Source organism: Methanocorpusculum sp. (genome assembly GCF_030655665.1).
Lineage (GTDB): Archaea > Halobacteriota > Methanomicrobia > Methanomicrobiales > Methanocorpusculaceae > Methanocorpusculum.
The window spans coordinates 57599-79460 of record NZ_JAUSPQ010000010.1 but is presented as its reverse complement, the minus strand read 5'-3'; the positions used below and the strand labels follow the sequence as shown (position 1 = coordinate 79460).

Here is a 21862-nt window from a genome sequence, read left to right as displayed (position 1 = left end):
CCGAACGTTTCACCCGAGCATTCGCCCATCAACCCGTTCCCTACAAAACAGGCTTCTTATTCCTTACGGTCGCAGGCCAGGCGGTCGCTCATTTATCGATCAGCGGATAATACCCGCCGTTTTTTGCAGCACCCCGGAACTCGATTCTGCCGTTTGCTTTGAGAATACGGATATACCGTTCAACACTGGATCTGCTCTTACCTGTCAGTTCAGCCAAATCCCTGGTATTGAGGCCCGGCTGCCCGGTTATGAGTCTGCATACTGAATTTACTCCTTCATTTTCCAGGCTGACCTTCGGATTTGCACCTTCATTTATCTGCTTTGCACCTTCATCCAGTGTTGTTGACTCTCCAAATAATCTCAGGATATCCTTTTCCGTTTCGATGATCCTGCCGGCGATGAATTCGATGAAGGGTTTTGTATCTTTATGAGCGAGTTCGAGGGATTCGACGTATTCATGCCGCAGTATCGGTGGAATAATGCAGATCTGATATCCTGCACGTAATAATGCGAGGTTCATGATGAGTCTTGCGACCCGTCCGTTGCCGTCGATGAACGGATGGATGAAGACGAATCTCTGGTGGGACAATGCTGCAAATCGGACCGGATCCGTGGTTTTTTCATGTGCATTGAACCAATGGATGTATTCTTTCATTTTTTCCGGGATCTGCTCCGGTTTTGGCAAGGGATAATGACTGCCGGTGACAACAACACGCTCTTTCCTGTAGATGCCTGCATTGCCTGTGTCTATCTGGTCATAGAACAACCGGTGGAGTGTTTTGATATGGTCTTCGGTTATTGTTTTGGCTGAAAGGATGTCGTAGATGTATCCGTATGCTTTGGCATGGCCGAGTGTTTCATAGATATCACGCAGAGGCTTGCCGCTGACGGTGAGTCCGTCTTCTATGAGGACCTTTGTTTCCGATTCGGTAAGACTGTTTCCTTCTATTGCATTGCTGGTGTAGGTGAGACCTACACGGAAGTATTTTTTTAATGAGGCGAGTGTTTCCGGAGGGAATGGACGTAATGCGTCTATTCGTTTTTTATAATATCTGCATTTTTCAAAGGTGTCGGTCATGGTGATCACAGAAAAAGACCCGGCAGCATGCAGGCATTCAGGTGCTGCTTTCGTTGTATAGTATGTTGGTTTTACAGCCTCAAATAGCTATTTCCAAGGTCATGGGTATGATCCGTCGAGGGAATTTGAACTGCTTTTATCCCTGAAAATATACATGATAATACACATAATGAGGGCTGTGACAATTCTCTCATTTAAGATTCTGATATTCAACCAAGATGTATTTTATCTTACACAAACAACTACCTGTTATGACCGATACACAGTCACCTTCCGATAAAGTTCTCTGTTATATTTCTGCATTGATTTTACTATACGAAAAGAAGAAAAGACTTTTGGAATCAAATATGGATGATATATTTAGAGGGAATGGGGGTACTGCTTCACTTAAAGAAGTGGATAGACATCGCCACTCTTCCAAAGAATTGTATGATATTAAATGTGAAATCGAGGAGCTACTGGATGATGCAGATTCACTGAAATGGCTTGAACAATTCAAAGGTGTTGAAGATGGCGACACAGAAGATTCACGTAAAATCAAGGCAGAAAAGTATGATTCACTGTTGAATGAAAAATACGTAAAAGCAGACGCCATTCAGTTAAAAATTGAGAATTTGGAATGTGAGCTTGAAGACTTAAAACGTCAAAAGCAGAATCTTGATAATTATGGTCGTGCGTTGTTTTTGAGGTGGGAAGAAGTCAGCGGTATATTAGACCTTGAAGATGATCCTGATTATAATCCGCTTTATAATGTGGAGGCTGAGACGATCTGGAATCTTGATGATTTGAAATCCAGATTACATAAGGTGAATGTTACTATAGAATAGGAGTTACGGGGTGTTGGTGTGAATCCAATTCGGAAGGGAGATGACTTGGTGTGGATGTATGAGAAAAAACCAACCGCGAATCGGCGCGAAATATACAAGGGTGCAGAATCTCTTTTTTTGGGTGTACGTCGAGTTCATGTATTAGAAAGTGTAGATGCATATCTCCATCACACGAAATTCACGAAAAATCCCCGAAAACACGAAAAAGAAAGAATCAGCCGGGTTGACCCCTGAAGAACCCTCCCCCGTCCCCCACGTGAAAGCCACCAAAATCAACGAAATGCACGAAAAGGGGGACAGGGGCGGAGGAAAGGAAGTTCTTCTGTTTTTAATAGGGGAATAGTGCGAACTCTTTTTTTATTCGGGGTGCGGGGACGCGACTCCGGCGCGGAGCGTCCCGCGGTGGAGTATCCTATTTGCTGGGGTCCCTGTGTGTTGCAAGGTAGTTCATCAAGAGTGGGGTGCTCAGATTGAATGTATGTGATATTTGTGTGGATTCGATTCGCGGTTGGTTTTATCTCATCCATCCACACCCAGCCATATACTCTCCTGACTTCAAGTGATGGTTCTCATCCCAAGTCAGAGAGCGAATCGGCGCGGAGAGCAAGGCGTAGCCATGCAAACGCGGTTTTTCATCCATCCACACCCGCCTGTATCCTCTCTACAATCCATGCATGGTGCTCCATCACGCATCTGCACCCCCTTCCCTCCTCTTCCTCCTCTAACAGCGCTCTGACAACGCAGCGCCGGAGCCGCTGTCTTCTTTTCCGGATGGAGATGGTCTTCGTCGCTCCATTCAGTTTCTTCGTCTTCGTGTTTCTTCGAAGGTTCAGCATCCCAATCAAAATGAAGCATCAGAGCGGAGCCAAGCAGAGCCCGCCTACCGTGAAATATAACCCTCATCGAAGCACAAATACCTATGTATTCCTATAGTGAGAGATACACAATGGTGGTAGTGTGGCCAACAACGATACAACAACTTCTCATTTTTCTATACCCAGTCAGGACCCCCTCTCTGAAAAGCCTTCCGTAATGGTTGCGATGCCTGCCTATAACGAGCAGGATCGTGTGGGCGCCACAGTTGCTGCTGTGAAGCCGTTTGCTGACGTGGTCGTTGTCGTAGATGACGGATCGAAGGACAATACCATAGCTGCTGCTGAAGAGGCTGGTGCGGTCGTTATCCGTCACCGGATCAATCAGGGATACGGCGGGGCTCTGCGTACGATCTTTCTGACTGCACAGAAATACAAGCCTGATATTCTGATCATCATCGACTCCGACGGTCAGCACGACCCGAAGGATGTTCCCCGGTTCGTTGAAAAGATCATGGAGGGGTATGATGTTGTCATCGGCTCACGGTTTCTGGAGACGTCAAGTAAGGATATGATTCCCGGTTACCGGAAGCTCGGGATGAAGGTTCTCGACCGTGCAACGCTGATGGCAGCCGGAAACATCCGCGTGAGCGATTCGCAGTGCGGCTACCGGGCATATGCGAAGAGTGCGTATATGGTGATCCATCCGTCGGGAAAAGGCATGTCTGCCGGCTCCGAGATCCTTGTGCAGATGAGCGATCACCGTCTGAAGGTCGGGGAGATCCCGATCAAAGTGCGGTATGATATCGACGGCACGAGCTCGCAGAATCCGTTCAGGCACGGGATCACGGTCCTGATGAATGTGTTACGATTTGTAACGATCAGGCGGCCGGTGACGGCGTTCGGGATCCCCGGGCTGATCATTCTGATCATCGGGGTCTTTCTCGCCTATCAGGCGCTTTTGATTTCAGTGCAGACCGGCGCCTGGTCCCCGACGATCACACTCGTCTCGATGATGATGCTGATGATGGGGATGCTGCTCTGCTGTGTTGCGGTGATTTTGTATGCGGTGGCGCAGATGATACAGATGGTGGGGAGGGAGTGACAATATATATCGTGCCCGGACCCTATTCGGCAATCATCATGCTTTGCTCCATTGTCCGGTGATGTAAAGCACCCAATCCTGCTTTTGGAAATGCTGTTCGATTTCTGTTTTTGTAAGCAGGATGTATCGAGCTGATTTATGATATCACATAGTACAGCATCCAATGACGGCTCTCTTTTATAAATTTCGCGGTCAATATCTATTGAGAATAATCAAAACTGAATACTGTGTTTCTTCATTTAAGCTGCATGATCTCTTCATTGTTGTTGCGCTGCTTGAAGATCTGCGTTCAGAATATCGGAGACCCCGCAGATGATGCTTCCAAAACCCCTTGATGATGCAAGAAAAACACTCGTAAATCCACGCTGGGCCATTGGGCTTATCCCCGATTATGCTCCCGGCGATATTTTACATAAACGATTTCAACATATCCTCTGGTTCAAGCCGCAGGACAAGTACAACTTCTATGCCGACTGTTTTATAACCCGCTATTTCGGCGAACCCCTGATTTTTTTTGAAAACTGGGAGTCGAAACGCGGAACCGGGATAATTTCCTATGTGTCTGCCGCTGACGTCTGCAGGCATGCAGAGGACATCGAGCCGTACGTGCATACGGCTCTTGAGGGAGAAACTCATTTTTCCTATCCGTATCTTTTTGAGTATGAGGGAGGGCTTTATATGATCCCTGAGAACTTCCAGTCCGGCGAGTTAGCAGTTTACCGTGCGGATGGAAGCCCTGACCGCTGGGAGAAGGCAGCAGTTGTTCTTCCGGATTACCAAGGGATCGACCCGGTGATCTTCCATCACGGGGGTCTTTGGTGGCTGTTTGTAACGCCGTATTCTTCTCTGCATCGGGATGCTGAGCAAAAACTCGAGATATGGTATGCGGAGGATCCGCTTGGCACATGGACGCCGCATCCGATGAATCCTATTCTCTATGACACGTCTATTGCACGTGACGGAGGAAGGCCGTTTGTTCACGAGGGGGTCCTCTACCGCCCGACACAGGACTGTTCACGTACCTATGGCGGAGAGCTCGCCATTATGCGCATCGACACGTTAACACGCGAGGAGTTTTCTGAGTCGGTCGTATCGATCCTGCCCGGGTATGCACCGTATGCAAAGGCGTTTCATACGTTTTCGTCCAGCAGGGATATGGCGGTGATCGACGGGAATGCGGCCGAGTACAGTCTGCGCATGCCGCTGTATTTTGTGAAATATGTGATGAATATATTCCGGAAAAAATAATCGGGTGCTGTTCAGATAAATCCCACATCAGGATCCAGATCAGATGGAACATAGATACTGTAAGGGTCGACATCAGTGATCACATTTTTCCGGAATTTAACATAATATCTGTTGTCGGTTTTAAGAGACAGGAGTATGTGTTTATGCAGGAGTTTGTCGACTGCAGGGTCGGGGTTCTGCAGACCGGAATAGACCGCCGCACAGCCTGCATTTTTCGCTTCGATCTTTGCGTGTTTGAGGATGAGTTTTATGACGGCATCTTCAGGTTTCAGGAGCTGGAGTTCGCGTATGCGAAGGGTCGTGTCTTTTCCAACGTGCTGGATGTCGTAGATGAAGTATCCGCAGTATTCTCCGGTTTTGGTGAATATCTGTGCGGTTGTCCGGTGAAGGAGAGCCTGTACTTCAGGTGAGAAGAGGATCCAGTCAAGGGTGGTTTTGTCTTTGGAGAGTTCGATGGTGTCACCTTTTTTGTGGAGGTGGAGATACTGCATGAAGGCGGATGAATCGTGGCATATGTGGAGATAATGGGTTGTTGATGACGTAAGAGCTGGGACACTCTTTATCTTCCTTTTTGGAATTACTCTAGATATAGCATTACATGATGCCTGCATTATGGATAAGAGTTTTTTACGCATTCCCGTTTCAGATATCATAAAGTGATTTGCCAAATACGAGATCATTGAGAGAAAATCTCTGCAACATACAATTATCATGTAATTCGTAATTGTATCCATATTTCCTACACGGCGATACCCCATTGAGCAAATCATTTTATGTGATAGGGCATTTGTTGTTGTAGAAATCATAACATCAACATATTTATGCCGTGATGGTTGAATCCCTAAAGCAGTACTTAACGCACCTCTTGCTGATGGAGTCACATAAAAAGTCCCACTTCCCGCAGCAAGAAGTTTCTTATCACCATGTTGAAATAAAATAGGTATGCTTGCATGAAACCCAAATATTTCATCCATTTCATCGTTAGAAATTATCCAACATGCAGGCATGTCATCCGTAAGATAGGGGTTATCCTTCCACCAATAAGCAAATCTTTTTCTCCATAATTCAACACTATCTCCAAATCCCTCAGTTGTTAACTTCGCCATTTTATCCAAGAGAGGTTCAAGTAAATCATTATTGTAAATTGTTATTATCTTCATACGTGAACATTAATGAATCATCTATTACAGTGTTCAGATTGCAGATATTGAAAGATACTGTCACTAATCGATGGGGGACATAAACCACATTTTTCAACTAAATGTTCATACGTTCCCGCATGCATAAATATATCCGGCAATCCCACTCTCAATAATGGAGGATGTCTATTCATTCCAGCTAAACATTCCGCTACCGCTCCGCCGAGTCCACCGATCATGCTATGCTCCTCCACCGTGACAATTAACTTTGCATTACACGCCTTTTGAACTTCATTTTCATCCAGCGGTTTAATTGTGTGCATATCAATAACTCTGCATGATACACCTTTCTCTTCCAGAAGTTCAGCAGCTCTACATGAATTGTACACCATTGTTCCCGTAGCAATTATGACAACATCATCTCCTTCTCGAAGTGTAATTGCTTTACCTATCTCAAAATTATAATCTTCTTTGTATACAATGGGATTATTCATCGTCCCAGACAATCTGAGATAAACTGGTGATTCTATTTCTGCACTTGCAATTACAGCTTTAATTGATTCCATACAATCTGCAGGGGACAATATTACAATATTTGGAATTGCACGCATTACTGCTATATCTTCAACACTCATATGAGTCGCTCCAAGAATTCCAACCGAGAGACCAGCTGTCAAGCCAACCAGTTTAATCCCAAGTTTCATGTAACCCATATTTACGCGCACCTGATCAGCACATCTTGTTGCAGCAAAGGTAGCATATGTTGTAGCAAATGGAATGAAATTCTCTTTTGCAAGACCACCGGCAATCCCTACCATATTCTGCTCAGCAATTCCAACATTAAAAAAACGGTCAGGATATTTTGTTTTAAATCTGTCAAGACTGGAATAAGTACATAAATCAGACGTTAGAACAACACATCTATCATCTATATTTGGGAGTTCCATGGCAGCAATTCCAAATGCACCACATGAACCAAGCATTGACCAGGTACGGATATTGCGTGATGTATACTCAGTCATGCATTACACCCTAATTCTTTCATAGCTTGATCATATTGTTCTTTTGTTAATCGTGAATTATGCCATTTAGGGTCGTTTTCCATAAATGACACACCTTTTCCCTTTATTGTATTAACAATTATTGCAAGAGGTTTATCCGACTGACGAGATAATGCATCATATAACTGTGGGATATCATGTCCATCAACAACAAAAGTATTCCACCCAAATGCAGTCCATTTCTCATCAAGAGGATCCATTGAGAGGATAGAAGAAGTCAGTCCATCATATTGGATGCCATTCTTATCGATTATGGCAACAAGATTATCTAATTTATAGTGTGATGCAGACGCTGCAGCCTCCCATACTGATCCCTCATCACATTCCCCATCGCCGAGTAAGACGAACGTCCGTGATGTGTTATTGTTTTTTCTTTTGAGGGCTAAACATACACCAACACCCAGGGATAAACCCTGACCGAGACTCCCACTTGAGAACTCAATACCTATTTCTGGATTCATTGACGGGTGACCGTGGAGATAACTATCATTCATCTTAAAGGTCCACAAATCTTCCTTTGGAATAAAACCTGCTTGATTTAATGCTGTATACAAGGCTAATACCCCATGACCTTTACTAAGAATAAAACGGTCACGCAGCTCGTTTGATGGGATATCAATGTCATATTTCATAATCCCCATATACAACACAGCCATAGTCTCAACCATAGAAAGACCACCCCCAACATGAGCTCCAATATTCCCTGCACATAAGGTCATGGTTAGAGCATCTTTTCTCATCTCTTTTGCCGCCGCAGTACATCTGCTTATAACATCATTCTTATCCATGGAATTACTTACGACCTCCATCTACTCTGATTACCTGACCATTAATAAATGAGGATAAATCTGATGCTAAAAATAAAACGGTATTCGCAATTTCCTGAGGGCTTCCCAATCTACTGAAAGCAGAATCGTTTACCATTTCCATTCCCGCATTTTCTTCCATTAAAGTCGCCATTCTCGTATCCGTAAGCCCAGGTGCAACTGCATTAACACGCACTCCATACGAACCTAATTCTGATGAAAGCGTCTTTGTCCAGGCAATAACAGCTGCTTTTGAAACACCATATGCACAATTACCTTTCTTTAAATCAATCCCCGATATCGAAGCCATGTTAATTATAGATCCTGATTTCTGTTTTGTCATTATTCGTGTAACAAGCTGGGTTATTTCCATCCCTGCAAAAAAATTCACATCAAATACATCTTTTATCTGCTGAACCGGCGTCATCTGAAACAACCCGCCATGTGCAATACCAGCATTATTTACCAGAATATCAATCCTTTTTTTTGATCTGATAAGATTTTTTATAGATTCTCTAAGTAATTCCGTATCCGTCATATCAAAATAAACGGGGATAATCTCTGTCCCAAATTTTTCAGATAATACATTTACTTCATTTGAAAAAGATACAGACTCACAGCGTGCATGAGCCCATATTGTACTGCATCCCTCTCGAGCAAATGTCTCAAGAATTGTATGACCTATTCCACGATTTGAACCCGTAATGATCGCCGTTTTTCCATTCAATAACATAGCCTCTACCTCACATCCACGATCCTTGACAGTGTTCTAACCAGATCATATCCATCCCAGATAACATCGATATCCAACGCCTGACCAACGGGAACAATCCGGTCAATCCCTCTCAACTGATTATTCACCACAAACTCAGATAATTGTATCGGTGAAAGCCCATAATATACCAGAGTCTGATACTTCTCATTAACCATGCGGGAAATCGCATCAATATCCTTACACAAATATTGATAGAAATACCCGCAGGTCCCGCGCAACTTATCAGCATCATCAGGCAGTTCTCTTAAGTCAGCAGCATACAGCACGTTTCCATAGCGTGTAACTCTCATCACATACGGATTCTCTATCGCCTCAATACAAAGCTTCGTAAATTTATCAACCACAGACACCGGTTGAAGCGTATACTTCTTTTCTGCTGCTGCAGATACCGCATGCCAAAACCGCTGCTGTGCTTCGTGATAATGGTCCCCAATCCAGACAACAAGCTGCGGAGAAGAACAGGCATTCTGGTCCATCAGATACGTATCATTATAAAACGCATATGCAACTCTCCCCATCTCCTTTTCATCCGCCTTCAAAACTGCATCGGAATCAATTACTGCAAAGGAGTAACGATCAGAAAATGCAATATCCACTCCTCTTGGGGGAAGAGAAAACTTACGGATATACGCAATCGCTGAATCCCCGCCCCAGATGATCCTTCCCTGAGAGATTGAAGAGAAATATTCTGTCACCTCATCCTCATGGCCGTAACGGACAAAAGCAGTTGAAGCTTTAATTTCAGCATATTTCGGATCTTCCAGGACCTGATTAACTGCACTGCAGATGATCTCGATATGAGGATATTCTTTGGATGGAACACGGACAATATTGCCATTACCTGCAAGCAGTCCGAACACATAGGAAAATGCAAAATTTACCGGAACATTCGACGGGGCAATGTGAAAAATTATTCCCCGGCCAAGTCGAATCCTCTGCTCTGCAAAATTTTCCTTCTTTTTATGGATGTTCGCTTTCCGACAGAAATATGCAAACGAAATAATATCAGGGTACTGACCCGCTGTTTGATTTTTAAGCAGATTCTGTGAAAGGTCACTCAGAAAACTGCAGACAACATCAGCATAAGGTTCAAACACTATGTATTTCGGAACCGAATTTCCGACGATCCAGGTGATTTTACTTTCGTTCATATGTATCACTGCACCCCCTGATCTCAGCATTTTTTATTCTGCCATGAATAACAAATGTCTTTCCGTGCCTGCCGCATGGACAGTCATCCTCTCCGATAAGTTCACCGATATCTTCCGTTAAAATGCTGTGTCCGGGATATGATTCTGGAAGGAGTGAGACCAACTGGACAATACCCGGCTCTCCAACCCCGCAAACGGAAAAATCATCCGGATTCCTGATAATGACATCCGAGTAGTTCGAAGCATGCAGTCTTCCACACTCACACTCCATGAAAATCGATCCGGTCTGTTCAACCATGCCGTAATAATTCAGGACCGTAATATCTCCGCAGCGGCTGGCAAGAGATTTTTTAAATATCTCATTGTCCACCTGCTGATCAATCAGCTTCTTCCATCCCCCGCCATGGATCACAACTGCACCATCGAGTGGAAGTTTCGTGTCGACCCGCTCCAGTTCCTTGAAGAAATGCTCCCAGATAATTGAGGTAAAACCAAAGAGCATGATAGGCTCCCCGGCATACTTTCCCAAAAATGCATTGACTGCATCCAAATCCAAATGCAGATCCTCATCAAGCGCATATGTCGCACCGCGTCCAAGCATTGAAAAGCCAATAATGCCCGCCCCTCGGGCAGAAAACATATTTCGATCTTTTAATACCGACTTTGAATCGATTATCAGCATTGGGCGGCGCTTATTCCCTAGAAACTCGGAACATATTTTTGTCAGAACCTTTGTCTGATTTGTTGAAGTTGTCCGGTCGAGATATATTTTTGAAACTCTCTGTCCTGTCGTCCCTGATGAGGTCATGGTTTTTACCACTGCCTCCCTCGGTACATTCAAAAGATCATACTCTTTAAACAGACGAACCGGCAGAAACGGGAACTCTTCTATTTTGTGCTCAGCAGATGCATCATAAACCAGAATGTCAAGAATTTTTTTGTAGAGACCGCAACTTGCATAACTGTTCTTTGTCAGATTTCCAAGCTCTTTTTCATACAGTTGTTTTTTTTCTTCATGGGACAAAGAGAACGGCTCCTCTGCGAGCAGTTTTTCAACAACTGACATCAGACCTCCTCGAGATGGGTATACAGGACCTTGCCTGCTTCATTCCGCGGAATCGCAGGAATATAAGCTGATGAAAACGCCGCAGGGTTCAGCCCTGTCTTTTCACTGACGAAATGTCTCACTTCCTCGCATTTAGTTTCATCAGTCACAAAGATCTTCATATGGTCATCCACACCCCCTACAGCACAGTCGTATCCTTTTGATTTCAGCAGACCCTCGACCTCATCAAGGTTCACCCGATTGCCGTAGATTTTCAAGAATCTTTTTTTGCGGCCGACAATATAGAAAAATCCATCCTCATCCATCTCCGCCATATCTCCAGTCAGGAGAACTCCATACCGTTCATCACCTTTTGCAAGATCTTCCACGGCATCAGCATAACCGAGAGTGACATTTGCTCCCTCGTAAACAAGCTCCCCGGTAATATGGGGAGCAGTGATCGTATTCTCAGTTTCGTCAATGAGCCGGAACTTTCCGTGTGGGATTGCAATTCCCATGCTTCCGGCTTTGGAAATGGCATATTCCCACGGAAGATAGGACATACGTGCGGTAGCTTCAGACTGGCCGTACATAACGATGAATTTTATGCCCTTCTCTTTGCAGACTGTGGCAAACTCAAGAGACAGTTCTTTGGACAACTTGCCTCCCGCCTGTGTGACATAAGAGAGGGACGGCAGATCCATGCGTGCAAATCTGAGCTTTTTGAGCATCTCGTAAGTGTATGGGACGCCTCCGAACGTTGTCGCCTTCTTATCTTTGAGCAGTGTCCAGAACGACTTGCTCATGAGGGATGCATCGGTCAGAATTACGGTGGCCCCTGCTGTAAGGTGTGTGTGAAGAATAGAAAGGCCATACGTATAGCTAAGAGGAAGCGTAGTTATAGCGCGGTCTTCTCTAGCAATATTCAGATACTCCATAATTGAATATGTGTTACTCTCAATATTTTGGTAGGACTGTCGGACTAATTTTGGGCTTCCGGTACTGCCGGACGTCGTCAACAAGAGCGCAAGTTCCGGATAGAGGTCGTGTTCTTTATAGTAGTCGGTTTTTGTCAGTTCATACGCTCCGTATGAGTACACACATTCTTTTTCAGAAAACTGTTTTGGTGCCCACACGAAGGAGGGCTGATACGTATGTTCCAGTTCGGAATACAACTCTCTGTCGACATCAGGATTGATCAGGACAGGAACTATTCTAGCACGCAGAAATCCCAGATATCCGGCAACTGACTCGAGGTTGTTGCTGCACACACAAAATACCAGAGAGCGTTTTGTGATGAAACCGGCAACTCTGTCTGCATCCTTCACTAATTGCTGATACCCGACTTCAATACCATCATCGGTTATCAAAGCTGTTTTTTGTCCGTAATTCTCGAGCGAGTTGAAAAATGACATGGGCGGTTACCATTAGCACATTGAGTTATTCAAAATTCAATGTCGTATTTAGCAAGTATTTCTTTTCCTTTTTCATAGGAAGAAAGATCAATGATGTCATCCGTTTCCATCATGATGTCAAAGGCATCTTCAAGGGCTGCAATCAAACTCATGTGCCCAACCGAATCCCATTCAGGAATACTCTGATATATTAATCCTATAAGTTTTGAATCATTGATTCCGAAGGCTTCTGTGAAAGCATTGTTGTATTTTTCCACGTTGGACATAGATGATAGTTATTCTCTTTATGTTGTCTTATAGTTTATTTTTCATTGGTGTATATGATAACAACAGCTATGGCAGATGTTTCCGAGTGGCTAAGGCTTATGTCTGATTTCAAGGAGAGAATATCTTCATTGTCTGTATAGAATTTTAGATAGGGACGACTATTATGCTGATTGCGGACTTCTATTTTGTTATAGGGAAGGGTGAGATCCAGACCAGAGAGAGCTTTAATGACGGCTTCCTTTGCAGCGAAGCGTGCGGCGAAGTGCGGACTCGGGTCAGTTTTAGAGAGGCAGTAGGTTTGTTCGGCGGGGGTGAAACAAAGGTTGAGAAAGGTTTGCTTCTGTAGGGATGGGTCATTGAAGCGGGATATGGTGACTATGTCGACGCCGGATAGGAACATGTACTTCATATATCGATTTTGTATGGAATAAAAGTATATGCAGAGGAAATTTGGAGAGATAGTATAAAAATTCCCGGTTTGGTCCGGACATCCTTGCTGATGAACAGTTTATGGATCGTTTTTTTTCCAAGGCTGAGCAGGAGTACTGCAATTCTCAATCTTCCCATGGCGAACATTATGCAGCACGGTTTGCAGCAAAAGAGGCTGTGGTGAAAGCATTTTCGGGATTTGGCATAAGAATAAGGCTTTGGGATGTTGAGGTTGTTTTGGATCAGCTGGGGGTTCCAAGGGCACGTGTTTGTGATGTATTGGACAATGTTGATCATGAGATAAAAATCAGCATATCCCATAGTGAGAGGGAGTCAGTGGGGTTTGCGGTAGTGTGTATGGAAGAGTCTGTATGATCGTGGGATTACACCAGATATTATGAGCCCTATGTCTACATTTAATGGATATTACTATTGTTGGTTTAGTAAAATGAAAATGAAAAATTAACCATTAAAAGATATGCAACTGTATTTTCGGTTTCATCGTTCAGATGAAAAATATCAGTTATGTCAACTCTCCTAAATATTAAGGAAAACAGTTCCATCAAATTTAATATAGAGAATATCTACCAACCCTTTTTTTTTAAGATGATGAAGTCGCCCAATCTCTTTTGCCTTTCCACCCCCCCCCAAAAAACAGATTCACATAACCATTTCCCTAATTTTCCCCTCTATTTTCTAAAAAAATTCGAAAGCTTACGCTCCTGACTTCTTCAAATCTATGGTCTTTAGCTGATACATATTATAACAAAATGCAGCCAGCATATTTTTGACTCGTACTCTTTGCAGCGTTGTTACCTTCACCAACCCTGCATGAAAAACATTTTTGATCACTGCATAGGGTCTCTCCCCCTTTGATCTCTTCCTACTTATTCGCATATTTCTCAGTTTATCTCGTATTCCAATTGGATGTCCTCTCGCTCCCCGTTTCATTGTGGCACTATATCCCTTACATTTTGCTCCCTGATATCCCCGATCCCGATAGACCACTTCCCCTTTTTCTGACAGATCCACCTGACTATCATGAACATTTGCCGTGGTGGTTTCAATGCGTCGAATAAGATCATGCGTTGTATCCATAATGGTATGAAGTTTATAACCATAGTGTATTTTGCCATTCTTGGACATGATTTTTCCATCTTTATCCCGTCGTGTTTTTGCCTGATCTCCTCGCGGCGTGTCTTTCTTACAATGACCGGGTTCAGCATACACAAACGTTGCATCCTGAATCATGCCTTGTTCAATTTTGAGACCTTTCAGGTCAAGCTGCCTCTGAAACTCCTGCCAAACCACTGTGTCAACGCCTGATTCGGACATACGCTCCCGAAATAACCAGATCGTTGAATTGTCGGGTATTTTGTCAGGACACCCGAGAGTTCGCAAGATAAAATCTTGCTCACCGTTTCGGGCTAACGCCCTCACTTACAATGCCAAAAGGAGAGACGATCATAAATTTCACGTTCAACAGCGAGATCAGACAGATTATACCAGACTTCCAGAAGCTGAATCTTAAACATGAGTATTACATCGACATTGGGATGACCACCCTTGTCGGATTTATTTGCATACATGGATTCAAGAAGAGGACGAAAAACATCCCAATCAAGTGTTTTACCAACATCGGAGAGGCGGTCGCCAAGTTTTTCATAACGTTCGTGATATGCCTGGTTGAGACCAAAGCTGCTGAAAGTCCCCATACATACTACTCAACGTACGGAGAGAAAGTACTTTCTGTCGGGAAAAAAAGGGTTGTTAGAAATTCTCATATAGTATCTCTCATCGTAAGGAATGTTATTCTCAGTTCAGATTCTGAATAATACTTTCGTATCTTGAGGTTGCAACATCTAGTGTCATATTATTTAACACGAATTCTCTCCCTTTTTCTCCATACTCAATACATAACTCCAGATGATCCTTTAGATTTAATATTTTATCCCGGATTTCCGGCACTGTTTCTGTAGATATTATTATACCAGCATTTGCCTCAAGGATTGTTTTGGCAGCATCACTATCAGATGATAAGAAGGCAAGTATAGGTCGCTTCAAAGCCATAATATTCATTATTTTTCCAGGGAAACAAGGACATGAATCAGTTTGATCCAATGAAACAATGGATAAATCCGATGATTTAATTAAATTTATATATTCATCTCTTGGTAAGAAGTTACGTGTCGTAATATTTGTAATCTTTCTTTCATGAATCAGACGTTCTAGTTCTTGTTTGTATGGACCGTTTCCTACGATATAAAACACGATTTCTGTTACATCCTGTAAACTGTGCGCAACATTTAATATCCGATCATACCCGCCGTCTGACATGATTCTTCCCGCAAATGAGATGAGATATTTATCCTCAATATTTTCTTTTAGTTTGTAATCACTGATAATATTTGGATTATCAAGAACATTTAAGTCAACGCTGTTAAATATATTGGCTATTTTATTGGGGTTTGCACCACGGGCTACCATATATTCAATACCCCCACGAGAATGAGATGTGATAAAATCTGCCTGAGTGTATGCTTTATGTTCAATATGCTCCAGTATTTTTATCCAGAGTTGGTTTTTGACAACACCTGCTTTAATTAATTCTCCCGGATGAAAATCCTGATAATTTATAATTGATGGTGTGCCGTCATATTTTTTAATGAATTGAGCAAGATAGCAGAACGGCAACGGAGGAGAATGAATTATACACGCATCAAATTTTATGCCCAATTCCTTTCTAAGCGACTTGTATCTCCGAAAATAAAAAAATGGCATATAGAAATGTTCACCCCCCCTAAGGATCATGTTTTCTACACCCGGGGCATGATGCTGAACGCGGTGAATATTAATGCCATGATCAGTTTCATCTAACGGGATATTTGATAACAGGACATCATCAGGGAGGTTATAATACCGGGGGTATGAAGTTAAAACATGTACCGTATGCCCTTTATTACAAAACCCAGTTGCCAAATCATAGTATATTTGAGCTGAACTTCCAATCTCTGGAGGAAACACAGGAGATATCAACAAAAGATTCATTAACTATCTATTATCGACAATAGAATAAATTAATTGTGAAAATCACAAATATCTATTACAGATGGAATTAATCGAAGTGGAATCATATTTTGAGGCTATGTGATGTATCAAACATACAAGAAAATAGTATTCATCCTAGGAACCAGACCAGAAATCATCAAACTCTCTGCACTCATCCAGACCTGCATCAAACTAACCATCCCATTCACGCTTATCCATACCGGCCAGCATTATTCTTATGAGCTTGACACACTCATCTTCAACGACCTTGAGCTCCCGGAACCCAGCTACAACCTCCACATCGGTTCAGCCCCGCACGGGGAGCAGACCGGGAAAATGCTCATAGGTATCGAACAGATCCTGCTCAAAGAAAAGCCGGACATCGTCCTCGTTCTCGGCGACCCCAACTCAGCCCTTGCCGGGGCCCTTGCAGCCGCAAAGCTTCACATACCAGTCTGCCATATCGAAGCCGGAAGACGGAGTTATAACCGATCCATGCTTGAAGAGCTGAACCGGCTTATGATCGATCAGATTGCGGATTACCTGTTTACTCCAAACGAATGGACCAGACAAAATATTCTCAAAGAAGGGATTCCGGATAATCGGATCATCGTCAGCGGGGACCCTATCGTCGATGTCGTCACCAGCAGCAAGGATACTGCAGCAGTATGCTCTGACATCTTACAACGACTCAGTCTCGAGCCTGAAAAATACTTCCTGCTTACCCTCCATCGCCCGGAAAATACCGACAGTCCGAACAAACTGCAAACGATTCTGAACACCCTGGATTTCATCTCTGCAAAGTACGCATATCCGGTCATATTTCCCTGTCACCCGCGTACAAAAAAAGTGCTTGCGATGCATAAGCTGATCCCGGAAAATATTCTGATAACAGAGCCGCTTGGTTACATGGATTTTCTTCAGTTGGAGACACACGCGTCAGTTATACTCACCGACTCGGGTTCCATGCAGGAGGAGGCCTGCATCTTGCATACGCCCTGTGTGACCCTGCGGGATGATACTGAACGCCCGGAAACGGTTCAAATTGGGGCCAATATTCTTGCCGGAACCAGACCTGAATCAATTCTTGATGCTGTGGAAGCTATGCTTCATACAGAAAGAAAATGGCCGAATCCCTTCGGCGAACCAGGTGTTTCAGAACGTATTATACGCGATGTGCTCCATATAATTACAAAGATAGCATGAGTTACCAGCAGTCCCTTAATAATAAAACGATTCTCGTGACCGGCGGAACCGGCTCCTTTGGTCATCAGGTCGTTGAAAAGATCCTTGAGGTAGCCGACCCAAACGAGATTATCATCTTCAGCCGCGACGAAAAGAAGCAGTTTGATATGAGGAACGAGTTCCAGAACGATAAACTGACTTTTATTGTCGGGGATGTTCGGGACAAAGACTCTGTTACGAAAGTCATGAAAAACGATGTTGACTACGTCTTCCACGCAGCAGCTTTAAAGCAGGTTCCTTCCTGCGAGTTTTTCCCGCTTGAAGCAATCAAAACCAATATCCTTGGTGCCTCCAATGTTCTTGACTCTGCCGAGGAGCAGAATGTCGAGAAAGTCGTCATTCTCAGCACCGATAAAGCAGTCTATCCCATCAACGCTATGGGCATGACCAAAGCACTCATGGAAAAACTCATGCTTGCCAAGGCACGCTCGTCTCGTTCCGAGACTATCTTCTGCGGAGTCCGTTATGGAAATGTCATGTACTCCCGCGGATCGGTCTTTCCCTTTTTCTTAGAGCAGATGCAGCGCGGCCTTCCGATCACCGTTACCGAGCCGAACATGACGCGCTTCCTTCTTCCGCTTCCGGTCGCGATCGACCTTGTGCTCTTTGCGATGGCAAATGGTGAGAACGGCGACATCCATGTCCGGAAATCACCGGCAGCCACAGTTCAGCATATGGCAGAGGCGATGCGTGATCTCTTCAAGCCGGACACCGAAATAAAATCCATAGGTATACGGGAGGGAGAGAAGATGCATGAGACGTTGGTGACACGCGAAGAACTGATGAAGGCGGTGGAGTATGATGACTACTACCGGATCCGGAATCTGGAAAAGATCGATTACGACAAATACTTCTCCGAAGGAAAATCGGTCCCTGTTCCAACAGAAGATTACAATTCATTCAACACCAGACGCTTAAGCCTCTACGAGACCAAGGAACTTCTGCTCTCACTTAGGGAAATACAGGAAGCACTTAAACACCCGATCGTATGAAACTCAGAGTCGGCATAACCGGACAGAACGGCTTCATCGGTTATCACACAGTGCAGCATCTCCGCTTATTTCCGGAAAAATATGAGATAATCCCCTTCGAAAAAGACTACTTCAATGATCCTGCCGGACTGCAGGAGTTTGTGAAAAGCTGTGATGCCGTTATTCATCTTGCTGCCATGAACCGCGGTGATGAGAAGGAAGTCTATGCAACCAATATCTCGCTCGTTAAAAAACTCATCGCGGCAATGGAAGCTTCAGGCGCGGTTCCGCATATTCTCTTCTCCTCATCCACGCAGGAAATCAGAGGCAATCTCTATGGCACCTCAAAGAGAGAAGGAGCTGAACTGTTTGCAGCATGGGCAGAAAAGAACCATGCGGTCTTCTCCCACTTTGTCATCCCGAATGTATTCGGGCCGTTCAGCAGACCTTATTATAACACTGTCGTCGCAACCTTCTGTCATCAGCTGACGCACAACGAGACGCCAAGAGTTGATGTCGACGCAGTGATGAATCTGATCTATGTGGGCGATCTGGCAAAGGAGTTCATCGCTCATCTGCATGATGAGGCGTCAACTGTCATCTCCCCGCAGCCAGTTGCTGAGATCAGCGTCAGCGGACTCCTTGCCAAACTGGAAGAGTTTAAGGTATGGTATTTTGAAAAGGGAATGATCCCCTCCTTGTCAACCAGATTCGATGTCAACCTCTTCAACACCTTCCGCAGTTTTGCAAACGATATCATGCCCATCTATCCGGAGCTGCATACCGATCCGCGGGGGACCTTTGTTGAGGTCATGAAGGAGATGACGGGTGGTCAGACTTCATTTTCAACGACTGTCCTGGGTATCACCCGCGGGAATCATTATCATCTGCGCAAAATAGAGCGGTTCTGTGTGGTAAAAGGCAAAGCACTGATTCAAACGCGGCGTGTCGGAACCGACATTGTTAACGAATATGAAGTCAGTGGAGACAAACCGGCCTGTATCGACATGCCGATCTACTACACGCATAATATCAAAAACATGGGAGATGAGGAACTCCTGACGATTTTCTGGATCAATGAGCTCTTTGATCCAAATGATTCTGACACCTATTTTGAGGAGGTATAAATGAAAAGCACATTAAAAGTCCTGACCATTGTGGGCACCCGCCCGGAGATCATCCGCCTGGCTTGCGTGATGCAGGAACTGGACAAGTATGTCAACCAGATCATCGTTCACACCGGTCAGAATTATGATTACGAGCTGAATGAGATTTTCTTTAAGGAACTGGAGATTCGAAAGCCGGATTACTTCATGAACGTGGATACATCCTCGCTTGGAAACGTTCTAGGCGGCATTCTCATCAAAGCAGAAGAGATTATGCGGGCAGAACGTCCTGATGCCGTCCTCATTCTTGGAGACACCAACAGCAGTATTGCCGGTATTATGGCCAAGCGGCTCAAGATACCCATCTATCATATGGAGGCTGGAAACAGATGTTTTGACTTCAACGTTCCCGAAGAGATCAACCGCAAAATCATTGATCATATTGCGGACTTCAATCTGGTGTACACGGAGCATGCCAGGCGGCATCTGCTATCCGAAGGACTGCAGCATCGGAGGATCTATCTGACGGGTTCGCCGATGTATGAGGTCCTGCATAAGTATGAAGACCGAATTCTGAGTTCAAAGATTCTTGAGGAACTGGGACTTGCAGATCAGAAGTATTTTGTCGTGAGTGCTCACCGTGAGGAGAATGTGGATAATCCTGCGCATCTGAAGAGCATCCTGACGGTTCTGAATACTCTTGCAAAGGAGTATGATGTCCCGGTGATCGTCTCGACGCATCCTCGTACACGCAAGCGGCTGGGGAGCTTATCCAGTGTTGAGATGGATCCCCGCGTGCGATTCCTAAAGCCTTTCGGGTTCTTTGATTATGTGCATCTGGAGATGCATTCTCTTTGTTCTATTTCAGACAGCGGGACGATCTCGGAAGAAGCGGCAGTGATGAAGTTTCCTGCGGTGACGATCCGTGAGGCGATCGAGCGGCCTGAGGCACTTGATGCCGGATCGATCATTATGACGGGGCTGGATCCTGATGTTGTGCTGGCTTCTGTTGCTTTGGTGATGGATAAGCGTGGAGCTGATGTAAAGCGGCAGGCACCGGCTGAGTATGAGGTTGCGAATACTGCTGAGCGGGTTGTAAAGCTGGTGCTGGGAACGGCAGGGCTGAGCAATGGATGGTGGGGTATTTTATGAAAATATTGCAAGTTACTGAATCATTTAAACCCATGTGGGAGTCAGGGGGGGTTGCACGTGTGTCATATGAAATATCAATGGAGCTAGCAAAGCAAGGTCATTTAATAACCGTATACACACTTAACCGATCTCAACAACATGGTTTAAAAGACAATGAGTTTGTGATGGCTGAGAATCTCTCTATATGCTATTTTGGGATAAATAAGATAGATTATTTGAATCGACGTCTTGGAATGATTCCATCTTTAAAATCTATTAGAATCATTAGAAATACGATTAATAGATATGACTTTATTCACATCCATGATTATAGATCATTATTAACAGTAATAACTGCCCACTATGCTAGGAAATATAACGTGCCTTATTTGATTCAAGCACATGGAGCACTTCCAAAAAATAACAAGTCAGTTATTAAAACGCTATTTGATGCGATATTTGGCAAGCGACTTTTGCATGACGCTGTTGCCGTTGTTGCTCTTTCTGAATTGGAAAATACGAGTTATCGTCATCTTGGTATTTTACCCGATTGCATTCATATCTTGCCGAATGGAATTGATTCCAACTATTTCCCTCTACCAGCACATGGAGAATTCAGACGAAAATATGGATTAACGGATACAACAAAATGTATTATCTTTGTTGGGCGTTTGCACCCATCAAAAGGGATAGATCTCCTAATTCGTGCATTTGCATTTACACATAAAGTTATTCCTGACACTCGTTTGATACTTGTTGGTCCTTGTGAAAATAAAGAATACTCAACACGCCTATTATCTCTTATTGAGGAACTATGTATCTGCGATTATGTAATTCAAACTGGATTTGTTACTATTGAAGAGAAGAAAATGGCATTGATGGATGCAGATGTATTTGTAACTCCCACATATTCGGGATTTCCTGTCACGTTTCTTGAAGCTTGTGCCTGCCAAGTTCCCATTGTGACAACGACATCAGGTGATGATCTTGGATGGATTGATGGCGATGTAGGATTTGTTACGGAGGCAACTCCACAAAGGATTGCAGAAGGAGTATTATCTGTCCTTTTAGACAATCAATTATCACTGATTTTCAAAAATAAGGAAATGGATTTGATTGTAAACAGATTTAACTGGGAGTGCATAGTAAAAGAGTATGAATCTCTTTATTCAAAATTAAGATAACTTGACTTTAACAGTTAAC

General features: G+C 44.0%; 21 protein-coding genes and 1 pseudogene. 9 read left to right on the top strand and 13 right to left on the bottom strand.

Going from position 1 to position 21862, the window contains the following annotated elements; genetic code table 11:
- Positions 1 to 88: 88 nt before the first annotated feature.
- Entirely contained in the window at positions 89 to 1078 is a 990-nt protein-coding gene (locus Q7J08_RS09020; protein WP_304911364.1) for a Fic family protein, read from the bottom strand.
- A 251-nt stretch (positions 1079 to 1329) separates the two neighbouring features.
- Here Q7J08_RS09020 and Q7J08_RS09015 point away from each other — a divergent pair, with 251 nt between their 5' ends.
- Positions 1330 to 1905 (top strand): hypothetical protein, encoded by a 576-nt coding sequence (locus tag Q7J08_RS09015; protein ID WP_304911363.1) that lies wholly within the window; start codon positions 1330 to 1332, stop codon positions 1903 to 1905.
- A gap of 632 nt (positions 1906 to 2537) precedes the next feature.
- Here the strand turns inward: Q7J08_RS09015 and Q7J08_RS09010 are convergent.
- Entirely contained in the window at positions 2538 to 2741 is a 204-nt protein-coding gene (locus Q7J08_RS09010) for a hypothetical protein (RefSeq protein ID WP_304911362.1), read from the bottom strand.
- A 196-nt stretch (positions 2742 to 2937) separates the two neighbouring features.
- On the opposite strand from Q7J08_RS09010, the gene Q7J08_RS09005 reads away from it, so the two are divergent.
- Together Q7J08_RS09005 and Q7J08_RS09000 are read left to right on the top strand one after the other, a co-directional pair.
- Positions 2938 to 3822: a glycosyltransferase family 2 protein gene (locus tag Q7J08_RS09005; RefSeq protein ID WP_304911361.1), complete on the top strand. Its 885-nt coding sequence runs from the start codon at positions 2938 to 2940 to the stop codon at positions 3820 to 3822.
- Between the two features lie 312 nt (positions 3823 to 4134).
- The gene (locus tag Q7J08_RS09000; RefSeq protein WP_304911360.1) at positions 4135 to 5070 is read left to right on the top strand and encodes a hypothetical protein; all 936 of its coding nucleotides are present in this window, start codon (positions 4135 to 4137) and stop codon (positions 5068 to 5070) included.
- Between the two features lie 11 nt (positions 5071 to 5081).
- On the opposite strand, the gene Q7J08_RS08995 is transcribed toward Q7J08_RS09000, so the two are convergent.
- The 9 genes from Q7J08_RS08995 to acpS all read right to left on the bottom strand — a co-directional run bounded on the left by Q7J08_RS08995 (position 5082) and on the right by acpS (position 13138).
- Entirely contained in the window at positions 5082 to 5561 is a 480-nt protein-coding gene (locus tag Q7J08_RS08995; RefSeq protein ID WP_304911359.1) for a hypothetical protein, read from the bottom strand.
- A gap of 686 nt (positions 5562 to 6247) precedes the next feature.
- Positions 6248 to 7231 (bottom strand): transketolase family protein, encoded by a 984-nt coding sequence (locus Q7J08_RS08990; protein ID WP_304911358.1) that lies wholly within the window; start codon positions 7229 to 7231, stop codon positions 6248 to 6250.
- Positions 7228 to 8058 carry a transketolase gene (locus Q7J08_RS08985; RefSeq protein ID WP_304911357.1) on the bottom strand — a complete coding sequence of 277 codons (831 nt, stop codon included), beginning with the start codon at positions 8056 to 8058 and terminating at the stop codon, positions 7228 to 7230. The genes Q7J08_RS08990 and Q7J08_RS08985 overlap by 4 nt, the downstream gene beginning before the upstream one ends.
- Positions 8059 to 8062: 4 nt before the next feature.
- On the bottom strand, positions 8063 to 8809 hold the full coding sequence (locus Q7J08_RS08980) for an SDR family NAD(P)-dependent oxidoreductase (protein WP_304911356.1): 747 nt from the start codon (positions 8807 to 8809) through the stop codon (positions 8063 to 8065).
- A 5-nt stretch (positions 8810 to 8814) separates the two neighbouring features.
- Positions 8815 to 10002 (bottom strand): acyl-CoA reductase, encoded by a 1188-nt coding sequence (locus Q7J08_RS08975; protein ID WP_304911355.1) that lies wholly within the window; start codon positions 10000 to 10002, stop codon positions 8815 to 8817.
- A complete protein-coding gene (locus Q7J08_RS08970; RefSeq protein ID WP_304911354.1) occupies positions 9989 to 11068 on the bottom strand; it encodes an acyl-protein synthetase in 1080 nt (359 codons plus the stop codon). The genes Q7J08_RS08975 and Q7J08_RS08970 overlap by 14 nt, the downstream gene beginning before the upstream one ends.
- Positions 11068 to 12462, bottom strand: coding sequence for an AMP-binding protein (locus tag Q7J08_RS08965; protein ID WP_304911353.1), 1395 nt, complete (start codon positions 12460 to 12462; stop codon positions 11068 to 11070). Before Q7J08_RS08965 ends, Q7J08_RS08970 begins: the two co-directional genes overlap by 1 nt.
- Before the next feature lie 29 nt (positions 12463 to 12491).
- A complete protein-coding gene (locus Q7J08_RS08960) occupies positions 12492 to 12728 on the bottom strand; it encodes an acyl carrier protein (RefSeq protein WP_304911352.1) in 237 nt (78 codons plus the stop codon).
- Between the two features lie 35 nt (positions 12729 to 12763).
- The gene (acpS, locus tag Q7J08_RS08955) at positions 12764 to 13138 is read right to left on the bottom strand and encodes a holo-ACP synthase (RefSeq protein ID WP_304911351.1); all 375 of its coding nucleotides are present in this window, start codon (positions 13136 to 13138) and stop codon (positions 12764 to 12766) included.
- Positions 13139 to 13218: 80 nt separating this feature from the next.
- Between acpS and Q7J08_RS08950 the strand changes: the two genes are divergently transcribed.
- Complete coding sequence (locus Q7J08_RS08950) at positions 13219 to 13533, top strand: holo-ACP synthase (protein WP_304911430.1); 315 nt, start codon at positions 13219 to 13221, stop codon at positions 13531 to 13533.
- A gap of 339 nt (positions 13534 to 13872) precedes the next feature.
- Here the strand turns inward: Q7J08_RS08950 and Q7J08_RS08945 are convergent.
- Positions 13873 to 14873, bottom strand: a pseudogene (locus Q7J08_RS08945) (IS5 family transposase).
- 100 nt (positions 14874 to 14973) lie between these two features.
- A complete protein-coding gene (locus Q7J08_RS08940) occupies positions 14974 to 16206 on the bottom strand; it encodes a glycosyltransferase family 4 protein (protein ID WP_304911350.1) in 1233 nt (410 codons plus the stop codon).
- Between the two features lie 102 nt (positions 16207 to 16308).
- Between Q7J08_RS08940 and wecB (Q7J08_RS08935) the strand changes: the two genes are divergently transcribed.
- From wecB (Q7J08_RS08935) to Q7J08_RS08915, 5 genes are read left to right on the top strand one after another with little or no spacing between them, the layout of a single operon-like run.
- Complete coding sequence (wecB, locus tag Q7J08_RS08935; RefSeq protein WP_304911349.1) at positions 16309 to 17412, top strand: non-hydrolyzing UDP-N-acetylglucosamine 2-epimerase; 1104 nt, start codon at positions 16309 to 16311, stop codon at positions 17410 to 17412.
- Complete coding sequence (locus Q7J08_RS08930) at positions 17409 to 18443, top strand: polysaccharide biosynthesis protein (protein WP_304911348.1); 1035 nt, start codon at positions 17409 to 17411, stop codon at positions 18441 to 18443. Before wecB (Q7J08_RS08935) ends, Q7J08_RS08930 begins: the two co-directional genes overlap by 4 nt.
- The gene (locus Q7J08_RS08925; protein WP_304911347.1) at positions 18440 to 19549 is read left to right on the top strand and encodes an NAD-dependent epimerase/dehydratase family protein; all 1110 of its coding nucleotides are present in this window, start codon (positions 18440 to 18442) and stop codon (positions 19547 to 19549) included. Before Q7J08_RS08930 ends, Q7J08_RS08925 begins: the two co-directional genes overlap by 4 nt.
- On the top strand, positions 19550 to 20680 hold the full coding sequence (gene wecB, locus Q7J08_RS08920; RefSeq protein WP_304911346.1) for a non-hydrolyzing UDP-N-acetylglucosamine 2-epimerase: 1131 nt from the start codon (positions 19550 to 19552) through the stop codon (positions 20678 to 20680). It abuts the gene before it with no gap.
- Positions 20677 to 21843 (top strand): glycosyltransferase, encoded by a 1167-nt coding sequence (locus tag Q7J08_RS08915; protein WP_304911345.1) that lies wholly within the window; start codon positions 20677 to 20679, stop codon positions 21841 to 21843. The genes wecB (Q7J08_RS08920) and Q7J08_RS08915 overlap by 4 nt, the downstream gene beginning before the upstream one ends.
- Positions 21844 to 21862 lie beyond the last annotated feature (19 nt).